The organism is Mycobacterium sp., assembly GCF_051006775.1.
In the GTDB taxonomy this organism is placed as follows: Bacteria; Actinomycetota; Actinomycetes; order Mycobacteriales; family Mycobacteriaceae; genus Mycobacterium.
Genome location: NZ_JBPCSX010000210.1, coordinates 19,762 through 36,280, shown reverse-complemented (window position 1 = coordinate 36,280; position 16,519 = coordinate 19,762). Strand labels below are relative to the sequence as shown.

General features: G+C 65.9%; 13 protein-coding genes. 7 read left to right on the top strand and 6 right to left on the bottom strand.

Translation table 11 applies throughout. The features are described from left to right. The first annotated feature begins 101 nt into the window (after positions 1-101). Complete coding sequence (gene lucA / locus ACR2JI_RS14915; protein WP_526391288.1) at positions 102-758, top strand: lipid uptake coordinator LucA; 657 nt, start codon at positions 102-104, stop codon at positions 756-758. A 12-nt stretch (positions 759-770) separates the two neighbouring features. Here lucA and ACR2JI_RS14910 read toward each other — a convergent pair whose 3' ends face one another. Next, positions 771-3,098 (bottom strand): CocE/NonD family hydrolase, encoded by a 2,328-nt coding sequence (locus ACR2JI_RS14910; RefSeq protein ID WP_526391286.1) that lies wholly within the window; start codon positions 3,096-3,098, stop codon positions 771-773. A 98-nt stretch (positions 3,099-3,196) separates the two neighbouring features. Next, on the bottom strand, positions 3,197-4,978 hold the full coding sequence (locus ACR2JI_RS14905) for a PecA family PE domain-processing aspartic protease (RefSeq protein ID WP_526391284.1): 1,782 nt from the start codon (positions 4,976-4,978) through the stop codon (positions 3,197-3,199). Between the two features lie 245 nt (positions 4,979-5,223). Between ACR2JI_RS14905 and ACR2JI_RS14900 the strand changes: the two genes are divergently transcribed. Further along, positions 5,224-5,592 (top strand): hypothetical protein, encoded by a 369-nt coding sequence (locus tag ACR2JI_RS14900; protein WP_526391282.1) that lies wholly within the window; start codon positions 5,224-5,226, stop codon positions 5,590-5,592. A 6-nt stretch (positions 5,593-5,598) separates the two neighbouring features. On the opposite strand, the gene ACR2JI_RS14895 is transcribed toward ACR2JI_RS14900, so the two are convergent. Next, on the bottom strand, positions 5,599-6,657 hold the full coding sequence (locus ACR2JI_RS14895; protein ID WP_526391280.1) for a DNA polymerase domain-containing protein: 1,059 nt from the start codon (positions 6,655-6,657) through the stop codon (positions 5,599-5,601). A gap of 81 nt (positions 6,658-6,738) precedes the next feature. Here ACR2JI_RS14895 and ACR2JI_RS14890 point away from each other — a divergent pair, with 81 nt between their 5' ends. The 3 genes from ACR2JI_RS14890 to gluQRS all read left to right on the top strand — a co-directional run bounded on the left by ACR2JI_RS14890 (position 6,739) and on the right by gluQRS (position 9,512). Next, positions 6,739-7,794 carry an ATP-dependent DNA ligase gene (locus ACR2JI_RS14890; RefSeq protein ID WP_526391278.1) on the top strand — a complete coding sequence of 352 codons (1,056 nt, stop codon included), beginning with the start codon at positions 6,739-6,741 and terminating at the stop codon, positions 7,792-7,794. Positions 7,795-7,835: 41 nt separating this feature from the next. Next, entirely contained in the window at positions 7,836-8,540 is a 705-nt protein-coding gene (locus tag ACR2JI_RS14885; protein ID WP_526391276.1) for an MBL fold metallo-hydrolase, read from the top strand. An 84-nt stretch (positions 8,541-8,624) separates the two neighbouring features. After that, positions 8,625-9,512: a tRNA glutamyl-Q(34) synthetase GluQRS gene (gene gluQRS, locus ACR2JI_RS14880; RefSeq protein WP_526391274.1), complete on the top strand. Its 888-nt coding sequence runs from the start codon at positions 8,625-8,627 to the stop codon at positions 9,510-9,512. On the opposite strand, the gene ACR2JI_RS14875 is transcribed toward gluQRS, so the two are convergent. Both ACR2JI_RS14875 and ACR2JI_RS14870 read right to left on the bottom strand, forming a co-directional pair. Then, positions 9,509-10,729 (bottom strand): cytochrome P450, encoded by a 1,221-nt coding sequence (locus tag ACR2JI_RS14875; RefSeq protein ID WP_526391272.1) that lies wholly within the window; start codon positions 10,727-10,729, stop codon positions 9,509-9,511. The genes gluQRS and ACR2JI_RS14875 overlap by 4 nt on opposite strands. 19 nt (positions 10,730-10,748) lie before the next feature. Then, the gene (locus ACR2JI_RS14870) at positions 10,749-11,495 is read right to left on the bottom strand and encodes a ribonuclease T2 family protein (protein ID WP_526391270.1); all 747 of its coding nucleotides are present in this window, start codon (positions 11,493-11,495) and stop codon (positions 10,749-10,751) included. A 116-nt stretch (positions 11,496-11,611) separates the two neighbouring features. Between ACR2JI_RS14870 and ACR2JI_RS14865 the strand changes: the two genes are divergently transcribed. Continuing rightward, entirely contained in the window at positions 11,612-13,717 is a 2,106-nt protein-coding gene (locus ACR2JI_RS14865; RefSeq protein ID WP_526391268.1) for a hypothetical protein, read from the top strand. Beyond that, positions 13,710-15,047, top strand: a complete 1,338-nt coding sequence (locus tag ACR2JI_RS14860; protein WP_526391266.1) for a hypothetical protein — start codon at positions 13,710-13,712, stop codon at positions 15,045-15,047. The genes ACR2JI_RS14865 and ACR2JI_RS14860 overlap by 8 nt, the downstream gene beginning before the upstream one ends. A gap of 150 nt (positions 15,048-15,197) precedes the next feature. On the opposite strand, the gene tgt is transcribed toward ACR2JI_RS14860, so the two are convergent. Next, positions 15,198-16,424, bottom strand: coding sequence for a tRNA guanosine(34) transglycosylase Tgt (tgt, locus tag ACR2JI_RS14855; protein WP_526391264.1), 1,227 nt, complete (start codon positions 16,422-16,424; stop codon positions 15,198-15,200). Positions 16,425-16,519 lie beyond the last annotated feature (95 nt).

Sequence of the window (16,519 nt, the reverse complement as noted above, 5' to 3'; positions counted from 1 at the left end):
GGTTAATAGCCCTCAGGGGTTCAAATCCCCTATCCTCCGCAGCAGTCCGGGGTGCGATCCGATTTCGGATCGCACCCCCGACCTCAATCTCAAGGAGATTCATGGGCCGGCGCCCTGCGACAGCACTGCACCTCGCACTGTCCTTGATCGGCGCTGTCCTGTACTTCGTCTTCGTCATCCCCCGGTGGTGGGTGCTACTGGGTGCGTTCCCCACCACGCTGGCGACCGTCGGGCGAATCGCCGCCGGACTGCCGATCGCCCTGGCCGCCATCCCGGTGGTGCTCTTCCTGCAGCAGTCGCTGAAGCCGGAGAACGCGATACCTGAGATCGCTCTGCGATTGCGTGCGTGGTCGGGTGTCCTGCATGTGGTTGCGGGCGTGCTGATCGCGGTGACTGCGGTCGCGGAGGTATGGGTGCACCTCGAAACAGCGGGGCCGTGGCTCTTCGCCGTCTACGGCGCGGCCGGCGCGATCGCGATATTGGCGGTTCTTGCGTTCTATCTGTCGTTCATCGCCGAACAGCCGGCGGCGGCACCCAAGCCGCCCAAGCCCGCCAAGGAGAAGAAGCCGCGCGGTAAGCGCAAGCGCGCCGAATCCGAGTCGCCGCTATCCGAGCCGGAAACCGAAACCACTGAGGCGACACCGGAGGGTTCCGAAGCCGATGCCGCTGAGGAATCCGACGAACCAACCGGCGGCCTCCTCAATAAGAGGCCGACCGGCAAGAGCCGCAAGCCACTTCGCCGCTCGGCGGCGACGTAGGCGACCTTCGCGTTAGGCCTTCACGGGCAGGCTCACCGTGACGTCTGAGATGTTGGCGACGCCCCACGATGAGTTCCAGTACAGCGTTGCCGAACTGGTGATCTGCAAGGTCAGCGACGGCGAGCTACCCGCGGTGTAGGCGATGTCAGCGATCGGCACCGAGACCGTGCGCGTCTGGCCGTCCAACGTGACCGGAATCTGCGTCACGATGTTGCCCAGCACCCGGCCGGTTGCATTGTCGATGATCTGCCCGTAAACCGCCTTGGCGGTGCCGATGCCGCTGTAGGTGAAGCTCACCGTCGGCGCACCGACGACCTGCTGGCCGGCGGTGGGCGTGATCGGGACGTTGATCGCGTTGCCGGCCGGAGTCGCGAACACCGCGTTCAGCGGGAAGGAGAACGTGGAGTTCGGTCCCGAACCACCGATGGCGAACGGCAGGATGCCGAGCGTGCCGCCGTCACTGTTGACCGTCAGCGGGGTGCTGGTGTTGAACCCGTCGGAGAACGGATACAGGTCCGAGGTGTAGCGCGTTCCGGTCTGATCCCACCACTGGAAGTTCGGGGTGAACGCATCCGGGATCGGCACACCGCTGACGTACTTGTTCAGCCACGCCTTGTCGTAGGCGAACATCGTCGTCGCCTGCGCCACGAGTTGCTCCTGGGTCTGATCCAGGCAGACGCCATGCCCGCCGCAGAACCAGATCATCTTGACCGGAGTGCCGTACGGGTTGGCCAGGATGTCCTGTGCGTTCTCGATGGACTGCACCAGCGGGAACAGTGCGTCGACGGTGCCCTGCTGAAGCAGTGTCGGCGCCTGCAACTGGGTGAGCAGGGCGGCCGGGCCGCTGCTGCCGAGCACCGCCTGCGCGGTCTCGCGGATGGCACCGACGAGGATGCCGGAGAGCAGTGCGGGATAGATCTCGCCGTTGACACGTGCTCCGGTGGTCAGCAGCGACAGGCCCAGGGTGGCGGCCCACGCGGTCTTGAAGATGTCGTCCGGGTAGAGCGACTCGTTGAGGGAGTTCCAGTTGATCGCAGGAACCAGGGCGTCCAGACGCGGGTCGACGGTGGCCAGCTGAATGCCGCCGCCGTAGGAGCCGCCGACCATGCCGACCACCGGATCATTGGGTCCGTTGAGATTGGCCGGGGTGTCGGTGGACGCCCAGTCGATGACCGCCGAGACATCGCGACCCTCATACATCGGGTTGTCCAGTTGCAGGATGCCACCGGACTGGAACTCACCACGCGGATCCCAGGTGATGACGTTGTAGGCGACGTCACCGGCTTGCTGGGAATTGCGCAGCAGCACGATTCCGGGGCTTGAGCCGGCTGCGCTGTTGGTCTCATATGGGTTGGTGCTACCCGCCGCGCCCAGGCCGGGGCCGTTCAGAACGGTGTTGGCGGTCTGGCCGGCGGCCAGCCCGGCGGCCGGGAAGAAGTTCGTGCTGATCTCGACACCGTCGAACGAGGCGACCTTGTAGGTGAAGCCGACCGGGGTGTCACCCGGAGCGTCCGTCGCGACATCGGCGGTCAGGTCCACGAGGACCGACGCACCGATGATGGGCGCGAGCAGATCACCCAGGTACGGGGTCTTCTGCAGCAGACCGATGATCGGCGCGGCGAGCGTGCCGATCAGCGGGATGCTGGTGACGATCGCGTCGAACTGGGTGGTCTCGGTGACCCGCACCTGGAAGGTCTGGGAACCCTTGGCCGCGCCGTCGAGCCAATTGGCGTACGGGAGGATCGCATAGGTCCTCGCGCTGCCAGCCGTTCCGGTCGCGGTGATCTTGCCCCCGCTGCTGCCAACGCCGCAGTTGGTGCCGCAGCTGTTGCCGACGACGGCGTAGGTCAGGGGATTGCCGGTGGTGCTGGTGGCGGTGATCGCGCCATTGAAGATACCGTCGACGAGGGTGACACCGGAGGTGACCGTGATGGCCGTACTGCTGGTCGCTTGTGCGGTGCTCGACGCGGTGACAGCCGCGCTCGGCTGACGTCGTGCCACCGCCAACGCCGTCAACGCCAGCGAATCGCCGCCGGGCAACGAGCCGGTGCCTGCACCGCCGGCGGGAGCCGGGGTGACGTCGACGGCCACCGCGGAGATCGCGGGCGCACCGCTGTTCTTGACGCTCCTGCTGGCAGCAGCGGTGGCCGCGCCGCCGCGTCGAGCGCGGGTCGGACCCGCATTGGAGGAGTCCGAGTGGGCAGCGCTCGCGCCGCGTGAACCGGAATCTGCCGAACCCGAATCGGCCCAGGCGACCCCCACGCCATTGAAGACGGCGACACCCACTCCGAGTGCTACCGCCAAACCACCGACTCGACCGACGAACTGCGAAGCACCCATGAAATTTCCCTCCAGCAACAGTGGACCTTTGCGGAGAGTAGCCTCCTTCGCCTGCTAGGCAAAGGCTAATGTCAGATTTCCCTCAGGCAATTCCGGAGTCAGGCGTAACTGAAAACCGTCGCCCCGTTCGGGTACGTCGCGGAGCTGTAGTCGGTGTAAATCAATTGCTGGCCGAACGGGATATTGCCGGTGTTGACGTCCATTCCCAGCGGGTCATCCGGCACGATCGTCGGACCGCTGGCAGCGGTGGTGATGTAGGAGTACAGCAGGGTCTGACCGTCCTCGGTGTACACCGAGATCTTGGTGCCCGCCGGGACCGTCGAATAGATCACCGGATCAGTGAACAGCGAGGCAGGCAACGTTCCGTAGACGCCGCCGGAGTCGATGATGGCGTCGGTGACGGACTGCGGTGGGTTGCTGCCGATCTGAACCTGAAGCTGTCCGTAGGGGGAGCCGGGAACGCTGACCCGGGCGGGGAACGGGTTGGGTCCGAAGATCATCACACCGAATAGGCCGAAGCCGAACAGACTCTGGTTGAGCAGATATCCGTCACTGAGCTCACCGGGCAACTGCGCTGTCGGTATGTACCCCGGTCCGGGACCGACCGCGGCGGCGCCGGTGCCCAGGATTCCGACCGATCCGGTGGACGCCACGAACTCCTTGAACGCGGCCTCCTGCGCGGGGGTGTCCTCGATGACATCAACGTAGGCGGTGTCGGCGACGGCGCCACTGCCGAAGTCGACGGTGGTCTGGTAGACCCGATAGTTGAACGGCGTCGAGCTGGCGCCGCTGTAGGTGATGGTGCCTGTCTGATCGGTTGCCACGTAGTCGGTTCCCAGCCGATCAAGGGTGGTGACCAGACCTGATGAGCCGGTGTCGACCAGCAGTGGCACCGCGGGACCACCTGCGATTGAGGCCCCGACGATCGGCTCGGTGACGTACTTCATCTGCACCGGGACAACGGCGTAGACCAGGCCGTTACTGCGGGCCTGGCTGATGAACTCCTCAGTCGGCGCGGTCGCCGCACCGAAGAGGCTCACCAGCGGGAGGAACAGCGCTGCGCCGCCGAGGCCGAACTGGGCGAATGTCGGCAAGGTGGCCGTCATGAACAGGTTGATCTCGGTCAGCTGGTGAATGATCGGGACGCCGACCGTGGCGGCCACCAACTGCTGGGCGCCGGGCATGTTGTTCTGCCACAGCGTCAGCGACAGGGAAGCTTCCGCCATGAACAGCTGCGGGACGATCGCCGCGATGCCCGCCGCGAGGTCGCCGGCCCCCCAGGTTGCTTGATTCAGCGACGCCTGGCCGGCTGCGATCTCAGCAAGTGCCAGAGTGACGTGTTGCCCGGGGACGATGTTGTTCGGGATGAACGGCGGATCGGTGGGCTCCACTGCCGCGGCAGGCGTGGCGGCGGGAGTAGGTGTGACCGCCCCGGGGTCGGCAGGCGCGGTGGTGGCGGCGGCGCGATGAGCGCCCCGAGATCTCGGCGCGACCGCAGCTGCAGCGGTCGGCGCAGAACCGGCGGTGGCCGTCGGAGCCGTCGCGGCGATGTCGGGGATCACCTGGGTGGGCACCGGGGTGGGCCCTGGGCTGAGTACCGCCGCACGTGCGGCGCGTTCGGGCCGAGCCGCAGCGGCACTGGCTGAAGTGGCGGTCGCTCCGCTGCGCGTGCTCCGGGGTGCCCGACGGGTCGATGTCGCGGTCGAATTGGCGGGCGCACTGGTGGAGGCTGCCGAGGTGCTGTCGGCCTCGGCGCCGGGATCAGCCGAGGCGATCGCGGCGCCGCCGACCATCGCGGCGCCCATTCCGAGAGTGACCGCGCCGGCGCCCAGCCACGCATAGGGACGCAAACGATGATGCTTGCGCGCTGCGTGCGACATGGCTGACCCCTTTTTTCCTGCCTGAATGTTTCCTGAATGTCTACCACAGATTCCTGTGAGCGGGTCGGGCCCGCTAACCCTCAACTATGCCCCATGAGCTGGTATCCAGGCGTTATTCGGGTCAACTGACGAAGATGTGAAAAATCCTGAACGCGCGGTCGACGGCCGGCCGGACCACGTGCTACGTTCGCCGTTCTTCCAACGATTCCGGTCACCGGTCCGGGGCATACAGAAGGTGGGCAGCAATGTCGGTCATCGACGATTCCCAGGTTCGGCACCGCTGGGTGCGCCGCGCAGTGGCGGTCGCCGGGTTCGCCCTTGTGTCGGGCGCGATCCCGCTCGCGGTATTGGCCTCACCGTCGGGCAATCCGGTCAATCTCGCCGACTGCGAAGTTGGTTGGGTGTGGGACCCGGTCGCATTCAACTGCGTGCCCTACGTCGATCCGGTCCTGGGCCCGGTCGGGCCGGTCGGTGTCGGCGGAGTCGTCGGCCCGGTCGGTGTCGATCCAGTGCTGGGGCCCGTCGGTCCGGTCGGTGTCGGCGGAGTCGTCGGCCCGGTCGGTGTCGATCCGATCCTGGGTCCGGTCGGTCCGGTCGGGGTCGGTCGCCGATAACTTCCGTCAGTCAGCGCTGACGCCCCTCTTCAAATCCTTGTCCCGGCTCGGCTGCACCCGCTTGGGCTCGCCCGGCATCTTCGGATAGTTCGGCGGATAGGGCAGATCGCCGAGACCGCGGTCGGAATCCTCATCCGCCATCACCAACAGTGGTGCGATCGATTGGGCTATCGCGTCCATCTGGGCCATCGGGTCACCGCGCTCGGCGAGCAAGCCCGGCACCGTCGCCATCGTGTAGTCATCGGGTGTTTCGGCCGCGGCCAGTTCCTGCCATGTCAACGGTGTCGACACCGTGGCGATCGGCGTGGGCCGTACCGCGTAGGCCGCTGCGAAGGTCCGATCGCGGGCGTTCTGGTTGTAATCGATGAAGATTCGCGCGCCGCGCTCCTCCTTCCACCATGACGTCGTCACCGATTCCGGCGCGCGGCGCTCCATCTCACGGGCCAGTGCGATGCCGGCCCGTCGGACGGCGACGAAGTCCCAATCGGTGACGATATGCAGGAACACGTGCACACCACGGCCACCGGAGGTCTTCGGGTAGCCCACAAGACCGAGCTCATCAAGTAACGGCTTCAGTATGTCGACGGCTACGGCACGGGCCTCGGCGAAACCCGTACCCGGCTGCGGGTCCAGGTCGATCCGCAGTTCATCGGGGTGGTCGGTATCGGGACAGCGAACCTGCCAGGGATGGAGTGTGATCGTGCCCATCTGCGCGGCCCAGACGATCGCCGACGGATGGGTGGGCATCAATGCATCGGCGGTGCGACCGGAGGGGAAAGTCACCCGGCAGGTCTGGAGGTAGTCGGGATGTTTCTCGGGGACCCGCTTCTGGAAGATCTGCTCGCCGTCGATACCGTCGGGAAAGCGCTGCAGGTGGGTGGGTCGGTTGCGTAAGGCAGCAAGCAACGGCCCCTGTCCGTCAGCGCCGCACGCCACCGAACGGTAGTAGTCGATGAGCGTGCCCTTGGTGCCGTCGGCGCCGAGTTGCGGAAAGAACACCTTGTCCCGGTTGGTGATTCGGACCGCAACGCCTTCGACGTCGATCTCCTCGGCAGCCCCGCTCACAACCGCCCCGCTCGAGAATGCTGTCCGATCACACTTCAAAACTACGCGCAGTGCGTGGGAATGAGCAGGCACAATGAACCGGTGGAATTGCCCGTGATGCCCCCGGTGTCGCCGATGCTGGCGAAGTCGGTCCCGGCGATCCCGCCGGGAGGGTCCTACGAACCGAAATGGGACGGCTTCCGATCGATCTGTTTCCGCGACGGCGAGGAGGTCGAGTTCGGCAGCCGCAACGAACGCCCGCTGACCCGGTACTTCCCCGAGTTGGTGGCGGCGGCACGGGCTGAAGTGCCGCAGCGGTGCGTCCTCGACGGCGAGATCGTCATCGCCACCGACACCGGTTTGGACTTCGACGCACTGCAGCAGCGGGTGCACCCGGCAGCCTCGCGGGTGAGGATGCTCGCGGAGGAGACTCCCGCCTCCTTCGTCGCTTTCGACCTACTCGCGCTCGGCGATCGGGACTTTCGTACCGAACCGTTCGAGGTGCGTCGTGCTGCGCTGCTCGAGGCCCTCGCTGGTTCCGGGCCGATATTCCATGTCACCCCGGCGACTACCGATCTTGTGACCGCACAGCGGTGGTTCGACGAACTGGAGGGTGCGGGCTTTGACGGTGTGATCGCCAAACCGCTCTCGATCGGCTACCAGCCGGATAAGCGAACCATGTTCAAGATCAAGCACCAGCGGACCGCTGACTGCGTCGTCGCCGGGTACCGCGTTCACAAATCCGGCGAGGACGCGATCGGTTCACTGTTACTCGGCCTCTACCGCACCGACGGCACGCTCGCGCCGGTCGGCGTGATCGGCGCCTTCCCGATGACGCAGCGCCGCCTTCTTTTCGAGGAGCTGCAACCGCTGGTGACGACGTTCGCCGCCGGACACCCCTGGCAGCGCGCGGACGCCAACACCGCCGAGGTCTCTCGCTGGAACGCGGGCAAAGATCTGTCGTTCGTGCCACTACGACCGGAGCGTGTCGTCGAAGTCCGCTATGACCATATGGCGGGCGAACGTTTCCGTCACACAGCGCAATTCAACCGCTGGCGTCCTGACCGCGACCCGCAGTCGTGCACATTGGATCAGCTTGATGTGCCCGCCACCGTCAGCCTCGACGCGATCGTCCCCGGCCTGCGCCGGCGCAGGTAGTAGGAGCTCGGCCGGAGGCTTGGTGTGGGTATCGTCGAGCGGTGCGGTACGACTGGGAACTGCTGGCCACCGGCGTTCACCGCTGCCGGTTGCCATTCCTCGACGTCACTGTGGGCCTGGTCGCCGGCCACAGCCGGGTTCTACTGATCGACTGCGGCACAACACTCGCGGAGGCGGCCGGTATCTGTATCGACGCGCTGGAACTCACCGGCCGCACCGTCACCGACATCGTGATGACCCACCACCACTTCGATCACGTCCTGGGCTCAGCGGGATTCCCCGGCGCCGTCCTGTACGCGGCCGAGCCGGTGGCGCGGGTCCTGGCGGAAGACACCGCTTGGTTACGCGGCGAGGCAGTGCGACACGGCGCCACCGCAGACGACGTCGATGCGGCGATCGGGCTCCTGCGGGTCCCCGACCATGTCGTCACGCATGCCCGCATCGAGCTCGGGGGCCGGGTGGTGACCGTCGACCATCCCGGACGCGGGCACACCGACCATGATCTGATCGTGCTGGTGCCCGCAGCCGAACCCGGCGACCGGCCAGTCGTCTTCTGCGGCGACCTGATCGAGGAGTCAGCCGACCCCGCCATCGACGCGGGCTCACACCTCGATTCCTGGCCGGCCAGCATCGAGCGGCTTCTCGAACTCGGCGGCCCTGACGCCCGCTACGTGCCCGGCCACGGCGCCGCCGTGGATGCGGAATTCCTTGCTCGGCAACGTGACTGGTTGGTGCTGCGGCGCTGACAATCTCTGAACCCGGTTCGTGACCGCCTCGGTGGTGTTCCGATTCGTCAGAGCTGATCCGGGGATGTCGATAGATTGCTCCCTGTGAGCAGCGAACTGGTCGGCACCGGGCGCTTTGCCCCCAGCCCCTCAGCGGACCTGCACATCGGTAATCTGCGCACCGCGGTCCTGGCCTGGCTCTTCGCTCGCGGCACCGGCCGACGTTTTCTGATCCGCATCGAGGACCTCGATGACCGCGCCCACGACGACATCGCCCGACACCAACTGGCAGATCTCGCCGAGATCGGGGTGACCTGGGATGAGGAACCGCAGTGGCAGTCAGCCCACCGCGACCGTTATGACGCGGTGGTCGACGAGTTGGCCGAGCGTGGATTGGTCTACGAGTGCTTCTGCACCCGCAAGGACATCCTGAGCGCGCCACGTGCACCGCATGCCCCCGAGGGCGCCTACCCCGGCACCTGTCGTCACCTGACCGACGACCAACGCGCTGAACGACGGGCCGAGGGCCGCCCACCCGCGTTGCGCTTGCGTGCCGGCGTGGATCAGTTCACCGTGACCGATCTGCTGCACGGCGACTACACCGGGGTGGTCGACGACTTCGTGCTGCGCCGCGGCGACGGGGTTGCCGCCTACAACCTCGCCGTCGTGATCGACGACGCCCACTCAGGAGTGGATCAGGTGGTGCGGGGTGACGATCTGCTGCCCTCCTCCCCGCGGCAGGCGTACCTCGCCGGGCTGCTGGGCTACGAGCAACCGGTCTACGCGCACGTCCCGCTGGCGCTCAACGAGCAGGGCAAGCGGCTGGCGAAACGTGACGGCGCGGTGACCCTGGCCGAATTGGGCGTCGAGCGGGCCTTCGCCCTCATCACCGACTCACTCGGTACACCGGCCGCCGACACCGCGGATCTCCTGCAGCGGTTTGATCCCGCGCGGCTGCCGCGCGATCCGTGGGTCTTCCGGGCGGGTGGCTAGAGCGCCACGTCAAGACTGGCCAGGCCTCGCAACGTCACGTGCGGTTTGTAGGCGGGCTCCGCCGACATCCGCGCCTGCGGGAATCTCCTGGTGACCGCCGACAGCGCCACAGCGGCTTCCATCCGGGCCAGCGGCGCGCCCAGGCAGAAGTGCGGGCCCAGCCCGAAGGCCAGGTGTCGGATCGCCGGCCGGTCCGGGTCGAAGTCATCAGGCCGCTCGACGACCGCAGGATCCCGGTGGGCAGCGGCCAGCAGCAGCATGATCGTGTCGCCCTTGGGAATTCGGGTCTGATGCGCGCCGATGATCATGTCATCGCCGGCGACCCTGCCCACCAGTTGCACGGGTGGGTCGAAGCGCAGCGTCTCCTCGACGATGCCGGACACCCGGGTGGGGTCTTCGGCAAGAGCGGCCCAGTAGTGCGGGCGGCGCAGCATCGCCAGGTGTGCATTGGCGATGAGGTTCACCGTCGTCTCGTGACCCGCGATCAGCAAGAGGTTGCAGGTGGCCACGATCTCGTCCTCGGTGAGCTGGTCGCCGGACTCTTCCACGGCGATCAGTGCGGACATCAGGTCCTCGCCCGGATCCGATCGCCTGTGCTCCAACAGCTCTCGGAGATAGCCCCGCAGCCAGAGACCTGCCTCCAACCGCTCCTCGAAGCCCTGGGGCTGGCCGGTGAAGGCGATGAACGGGTCCAGCCCCTGGGCCAGTAACTCCGAGGCCCAGCTGAACTTCGGTTCGTCCTCGGCCGGAACACCGAGCAGCCGGCAGATCACCGCGACCGGCAACGGATGGGCCAGGTCGCCGATCACCTCGAAGCGGCCGGAGTCGGCCACCTTGTCCAGGAGTCCATCGACCAGCCCGACGATGTCGGACTCCAGCCCCCGGACCACCTTGGGCGAGAACGCCTTACTGACCAGTTTGCGCAGCCTGGTGTGATCGGGCGGATCGAGGAACAGAAACCCCGGCGTGCCGAAGGGCCGTGCCTGCGCACCGGCCGCAACGGCCTGCTGCGCGGCAGTCGACTTGAGCCTGTCGCTGCATGAGGAGGGGTGACGCAACACCTCGTCACAATCGGCGAAGCCGGCGAACACGCACAGGTTCGCGTCAGGCAGTTGCAGCGGCCCGGCCTCGCGCAAGTCCCGGAAGATCGGGTAGGGGTCGGCGCGATTGGCCGGGTCGAGCAGTTGCAGCAGCCCTGCCTGTGGGTCAGCGGTCATGGGTTCAGTGTGCCCGCAGTCAGGGAACGCCGGCTTGTCCGCACCCCGGGGCAACGGTCGGCCCTCTGGTGAGCGCCTCGGCCAGCGAGGGCGCGTCGCGGTGAAGTTGGGTGATCGGCGGGAGTGAGAACCGAACTTCGTAGACGATGCTGCCCGCTCCCGACGCATCGCGGCAGCTGAGCCCGACGCGCTTCCCGGTGCCCGCACCGAACTGTGTATCGACGGCCTCGCGCACCGACCGCGCCGACAACCACCTACCGGCGGCCTTCTGGAACATCGGGTCAAGCACCCGGCTGGCCTGATCGGCCAGCGCTGCGGCGACACCGAAATAGTCCGGGGGCGCCACTCCGGAGCACGTTCCGTGCGCGTACCACTCATGGGTCGTCATGAGCGCGGAGTCCGACATCATCGTCTTCAGACTCGCCTGGAGATCCGACGGTAATGAGACGGGGGTGCGGTCCCGATCTGGAGTTCCCTTCGGCACATCGCAATACTGTTCCGTGGATGGCTGCGGCCACAGCCCGTGCAGCACGAAGGTCTGCCCCAAACTGCCGACGTGCCCGGACCTGCACCCCGAGTTGGAGGGCTCAACCCTGCACAGGCTGGGGCCCCAGGTCACCACGAGCAGGCTCGAACTACTGTTTGCGGCCGCCTCGGTAGGCCGAGGGTTGCGATCGAGGACGAGCAGGCTGAAGGCGACAGCACTGACCACCACCACCGTCAGGCCGGCCGTTATCGCGATCACCGTCGCGTCGCCCCGCTTCATGATTCGCCATTCAACAGCGCGGCGCTCCGGCTGGCTAGCGGTTTCAGCACTCGCCGTGCCGCGCCGCGGCATACGGTTGATCGAACAGGACCGTTGATGACTCGGAGATACCACCAGTGAACGACATTGATCGCTGGTTCGAACGCACGGCTCGCAGGAGTAGACCGCCCGTCGCGCTCTACCCGAGCCTGCTGACCGGCCGGGTTGTGCACTACCTGAGCTATCGGCTGCGCTACCCGTTACTGGTGGCCACCGTGCGATTCGCGGTACACGTCGCGGAGTTCTTCATCCTGCTCTCCAGCCTGGGCGGAGTGGCGGCCTTCACCGTGATGATGCTCCGGGCCGGCAGCCTGTTCGTCGCCGGTGGCTGGTGGGGCCTGTTGGAGGTCATGCGCGAACGGTTGAGGATATTCGCGCGGTCCGGCCAACGGGATGCCTCCGAGAACGAGATCGGCCGCTGGCTGGTGCTCGCAACACTCTTGGCGGTCATCACCACCGTGGCCGGCGCGATCGCACTGCTGGTACTGCATCAGGCCGACACCGATCCGATCGCTCGTGTCTACGCGTTCCTCGTCGTCGTCGAGTTTGCGATCGACCTACCCGTTCGCGTGCTGCACTCCGGCATCTACGCGACCCGGCGCGTCTATAAACCGGCCTGGTCGATGTTCCTTCCGACCGTTGTGCAATTGCTGATCTTGGGGGCCGGTTTCTTCTTCTATCCGACCGCGGCCATCATCATCGCGATCATCGCCTGCAATGCGCTCGCCATCTGGATCACCTTGCACTTCTGCTTCGAGGTGTATCGGCTGATGGATCTGCATCCGAACTGGTGGCCCGGTGACCTTCGTTTCTGGCGTCAGCTTCCGTCGATCCCGCTCCGGTTGGGAATTCAGACGACCTTCTCGGGGTTCAGCCTGCGCCTCGACGCCATCCTGGTGCTGGCCCTGGTCGGGTTCTACGGGACGAATACGCGGACCTTCGACCTCACCGCTGGACTGACGAGTTGGCAACGGATCGACGCGTTCCAGTTCTTCTATCTGATCCTGCCGCTGTTTCGGGGTACCTACGAGAGTGCGGCGATCTTCTATTTCGATCTCGTCCGGCTACGCACCATGCCGGCAATCCGTGATCTGCAACTGTTGTTCTTCCGGAAAATCCTGTGGGCGGCACCATTGGTGGCGCTCTACTTCTGGGCCCTGGCCGCCGCCCTGGGTCTGTTTGTCATGCACGACGTTCCCATCGGATTCCTAGTGGCGCTCATCCCGATGTTCCTGGTGCGCAGCCTGATCGGGGTCTATCAGATTCGGCTGTTCGCCGAAGGGCACTTCCGCACCCACATCATGACCTTCCTGCTACTCGCCGTGCTGCTCTGGCTGGTCTGGCTGAATCCCAACCCCGCAGGTGATCTCATCCAGATCACTGCCGCGATGATCATCCAGCTTCTGGTGCTGATCAATGTTCAGCACCTCCGGGACCGCCGGGATCCGGCACTGCCCACGCTGATACCGCTTCGGGATTGGATGCGGTCATTGGCCGGCGAACCCGGTCCGGTCGTGGCCGGAACAGTCACCATCGGGGCGGCGATCACCCCGAGGCAAAAGTCGGCAGCGGTCATGGCGATACGGGAAACACTTGCGGGCAATGGTTATTTCGCCTACGGATCGGCTACGAAGCTTGTCTACTACGAGCGCTCACGGGGTGACTCCGGTAGCCGGGTCCATCTGGCAGTACAAGCCATGACAGGCGGTGCTGCCAGTCGCGGCTGGTGCATGCCAGAGGCCGGCCCCAACGGCCGCGCGGCACTTCACACCCTCGCAAGCAGGAGTTGGTTTTCCCCGAGTGGCGCAATGACGGGACAACCGCGCGATCTGGCCGCTCTGACCGGGGAGTTCCGCAGGCTGTTCTCCGACGGGATCGTCTTCAACACCGAGAACCTCGACGGTGCCACCGCGATGCGCGGACTCGACCCCGAGGTTCTGGCCGGCGCGTTACCGATGGTGCTGGCGGGTATCGATGACGGCGGCGACATGGTCCTGGCGCCGAACCGCTGGCTGACCCCGATGTACTGGAGAGGAACCCTGCGGATTCTCTTCGTCCTACCGGCCCAGCCCGAACCGGACCAACTGCGAACTTGGCGTGACTCCATACGGGCCTGGAATCTCGATGCCGGAACCCTCGAGGCGGAGAGCTCCGCTCGGGGAGGGGCCACGCGCCATGGTTGAACCCGTCGACATCGATACGTGCCTGCAGGATCCCCAGACCTATGAGGAGGTCATCCTCGGAATCTTCACCAAAAAACAGCAGCGGGGTCAGGCCTTTACCGAGACCGAAACCGACTGCGGTGTAACTTTTTTCGACACCGCTACCAAGCGGAAGACCCTGGCGCGTGCCATCGCGCACACCGTTGCCGCAGGCGATTATCAGCCCAAGCCAGTCGATCTCTGGTTCCTGGAGAGCAAGGGCAAGGTCCGCGCCGCCCACATGCCGGGATTCACCGACCACATCGTCGGTTCAGCTCTCTACAAACTCCTCACCCACAACGCACGGAGTTACGGCCTTCCGGGCGTGTACTCCTATCTCCCCGGCTTGACCAACGCCACCGCGATGCGGGCGCTCGCCGCCTTCGTGCGCGAGCATCGAAGAAGAGTCGGTAACACCGGCCCGCCGGTGTATGTCATGCAGTCTGATTTCGATCACTATGGGGACGGTCTGCCGGTGGGTCCGGATGCCGCGGTGTGGCCCATCCTCCGAGAGGTCGCCGCGCTGGGCAGCCCGAATGGTCACCTGTCGGAAAATGCTTGGAGGCTCATCACCGCGCTGGTCCGGCCCGTTGTCATGGATGCCGACGGCGCCCAGTTCACCCGACTCAACGGTGTACCGATGGGAACCCCGGTGGTCCCCGTCCTCTCAAACGTTGCGGTGCTGCCGATGGACCGGGCGATCCAGGAGATCGAGGGAATTTTCTACGCCCGCTACAACGACGACTTCCTGGTGGCTCATCCCGACTTGGCGATGATGCATGAGGCTGACGCCCGAATTGATTCCGTACTCGGTGGCCTCGGGGTCAGGCGCAAGCTAGCCAAGGAGTGCCGGACTGCGCTGAGCGCAACCGGGATGCCATCAATGGAGGACCCCGCCTACCGCGGTGGTAACCGGATCGACTGTCTCGGACTTTCCGTCAGCCACGCCGGTGCGATCACGGTGGGTCCGCATCGGCTGCGCCGCTTCATGGGGCGTTTCGCAGCTCGGATCGACGGGGCGGCGGGGGCGGCGCGGTCGCTACCGGTCACCGAACGTGCGGCGCACCTGGTTTCAACGGCGAACGTGATGCTCGACGCCGCGGGCCCGTTCGCCGTTCCGGGCCTTTCCGCACTTCTCGACACCACGACCGACAGAGGAGTGCTCAAAGATCTGGACTTCCGCATCGCGCGGAAGATCGTCCAGGCCGCCACCGGGCGCCCGGGCCTCAAGGGGTTCCGGCTTATTCCACCGCGGACACTTCACACCGAGATGGGCCTGGTATCGCTGGTCAACATGAAGAACTTGCGCTGACACCAACTGCCGGTGTTTCATTCACCTCGAGGGCGCGGATCCCGCTTTCGGGCGGTTTATCCGAAGGACCACAGAGGCTGCGGCTTTCGATCCTTCAATTTTTCGTTTTTCCCCGCGCCCTCGCGCGCGTTGAATCAGCCTCGCCTTGAATCAGCTGTAGTAGCGGCCCAGGACCTCGTCGCGCAGTTCGTCGAACTCACCGGCGGCGATCGAATCGCGGATGCGGTCGACCAGCCGGATGATGAAGCGTTCGTTGTGGATGGTGCACAACGTCGCCGACAGGATCTCCTTGGCCTTGAACAGGTGATGGAGGTAGGCGCGGGTGTAGTTGGCACAGGTGTAGCAGTCGCAGTCCGGATCGATCGGGGTGAAATCTCGGCGGTAACGCGCACCGGTGATGTTGAACCGGCCGTCCGGCGAGTAGAGCGCCGCATTGCGGGCGACCCGGGACGGTGACACGCAGTCGAAGGTGTCCGCACCCGCGGCGATCGCGGCGAACAGATCGTCTGGCTCACTGATCCCGAGCAGGTGCCGGGGTTTGGTGTCGGGCAGTTCGTCGGTGCACCAGCCGACGATGGTGGCCAGGTTCTGCTTCTCCAGCGCCCCGCCGATGCCGTAGCCGTCGAACCCGCGGCCGTTCTCGTCGGCGGTGCTCTCCAAGCCACGGCAGGCCTGGCGGCGCAGATCTTCGTAATGCGCGCCCTGCACCACACCGAAGAGCGCCTGCGCCGGCTTCACACCCGCTTCCAGCGCGCTGAGCCGCCGGTGCTCATCGAGGCAGCGTTGCGCCCAAGCCTGTGTGCGGGCCACCGACTCCTCCTGGTAGCCGCGGGTATTGAGCAACGTCGTCAGTTCGTCGAAGGCGAAGATGATGTCGGCGCCCAACTCGTGCTGGATCCCGATGGACACCTCGGGAGTGAACCGATGCGACGAGCCGTCGATGTGGGAGGTGAAGGTGACGCCGTCCTCGTCGACGTGCGCCAGACGTTGCTTGCCCTTGGCGATCAGGTCATCGGCCTGCTCCCGTCCCGGATCCTCCATCAGGACTTTACGGAAGCCCGACCCCAGCGACATGATCTGAAAGCCGCCGCTGTCGGTGAACGTCGGGCCCGGCCAGTTCATGAAGGCGCCCAGACCGCCGGCCTCCGCCACGATGTCCGAACCCGGCTGCAGATAGAGGTGATAAGCGTTGGCCAGCACTGCCTGAGCCCCGACCTGGGCCATGGTCTCCGGCAGCACCGCCTTGACCGTGGCCTTGGTGCCGACGGCGACGAAGGCCGGGGTGCGTATCTCACCGTGCGGGGTGTTGATGACACCGCTGCGTCCGCGGCCGTTGGGAAGTTCGGCCTCAACGGTGAAGTACGCGCCATCGCTCACGCACGCCATCTAACCAAGTCGGGTAGTCCGACCATGGACCGAAGTACCCATACCCATCCGGACCACCCGGGCCGATACTCAGGACCAGTCGACCC

What these genes read in the sequence shown, in the direction of transcription:
- ACR2JI_RS14905 (WP_526391284.1), bottom strand. Translation starts at nt 4,978, where the DNA reads ATGTCGCACGCAGCGCGCAAGCATCATCGTTTGCGTCCCTATGCGTGG.
- lucA (WP_526391288.1), top strand. Translation starts at nt 102, where the DNA reads ATGGGCCGGCGCCCTGCGACAGCACTGCACCTCGCACTGTCCTTGATC.
- ACR2JI_RS14910 (WP_526391286.1), bottom strand. Translation starts at nt 3,098, where the DNA reads ATGGGTGCTTCGCAGTTCGTCGGTCGAGTCGGTGGTTTGGCGGTAGCA.
- ACR2JI_RS14875 (WP_526391272.1), bottom strand. Translation starts at nt 10,729, where the DNA reads ATGACCGCTGACCCACAGGCAGGGCTGCTGCAACTGCTCGACCCGGCC.
- ACR2JI_RS14900 (WP_526391282.1), top strand. Translation starts at nt 5,224, where the DNA reads ATGTCGGTCATCGACGATTCCCAGGTTCGGCACCGCTGGGTGCGCCGC.
- ACR2JI_RS14860 (WP_526391266.1), top strand. Translation starts at nt 13,710, where the DNA reads ATGGTTGAACCCGTCGACATCGATACGTGCCTGCAGGATCCCCAGACC.
- ACR2JI_RS14870 (WP_526391270.1), bottom strand. Translation starts at nt 11,495, where the DNA reads ATGAAGCGGGGCGACGCGACGGTGATCGCGATAACGGCCGGCCTGACG.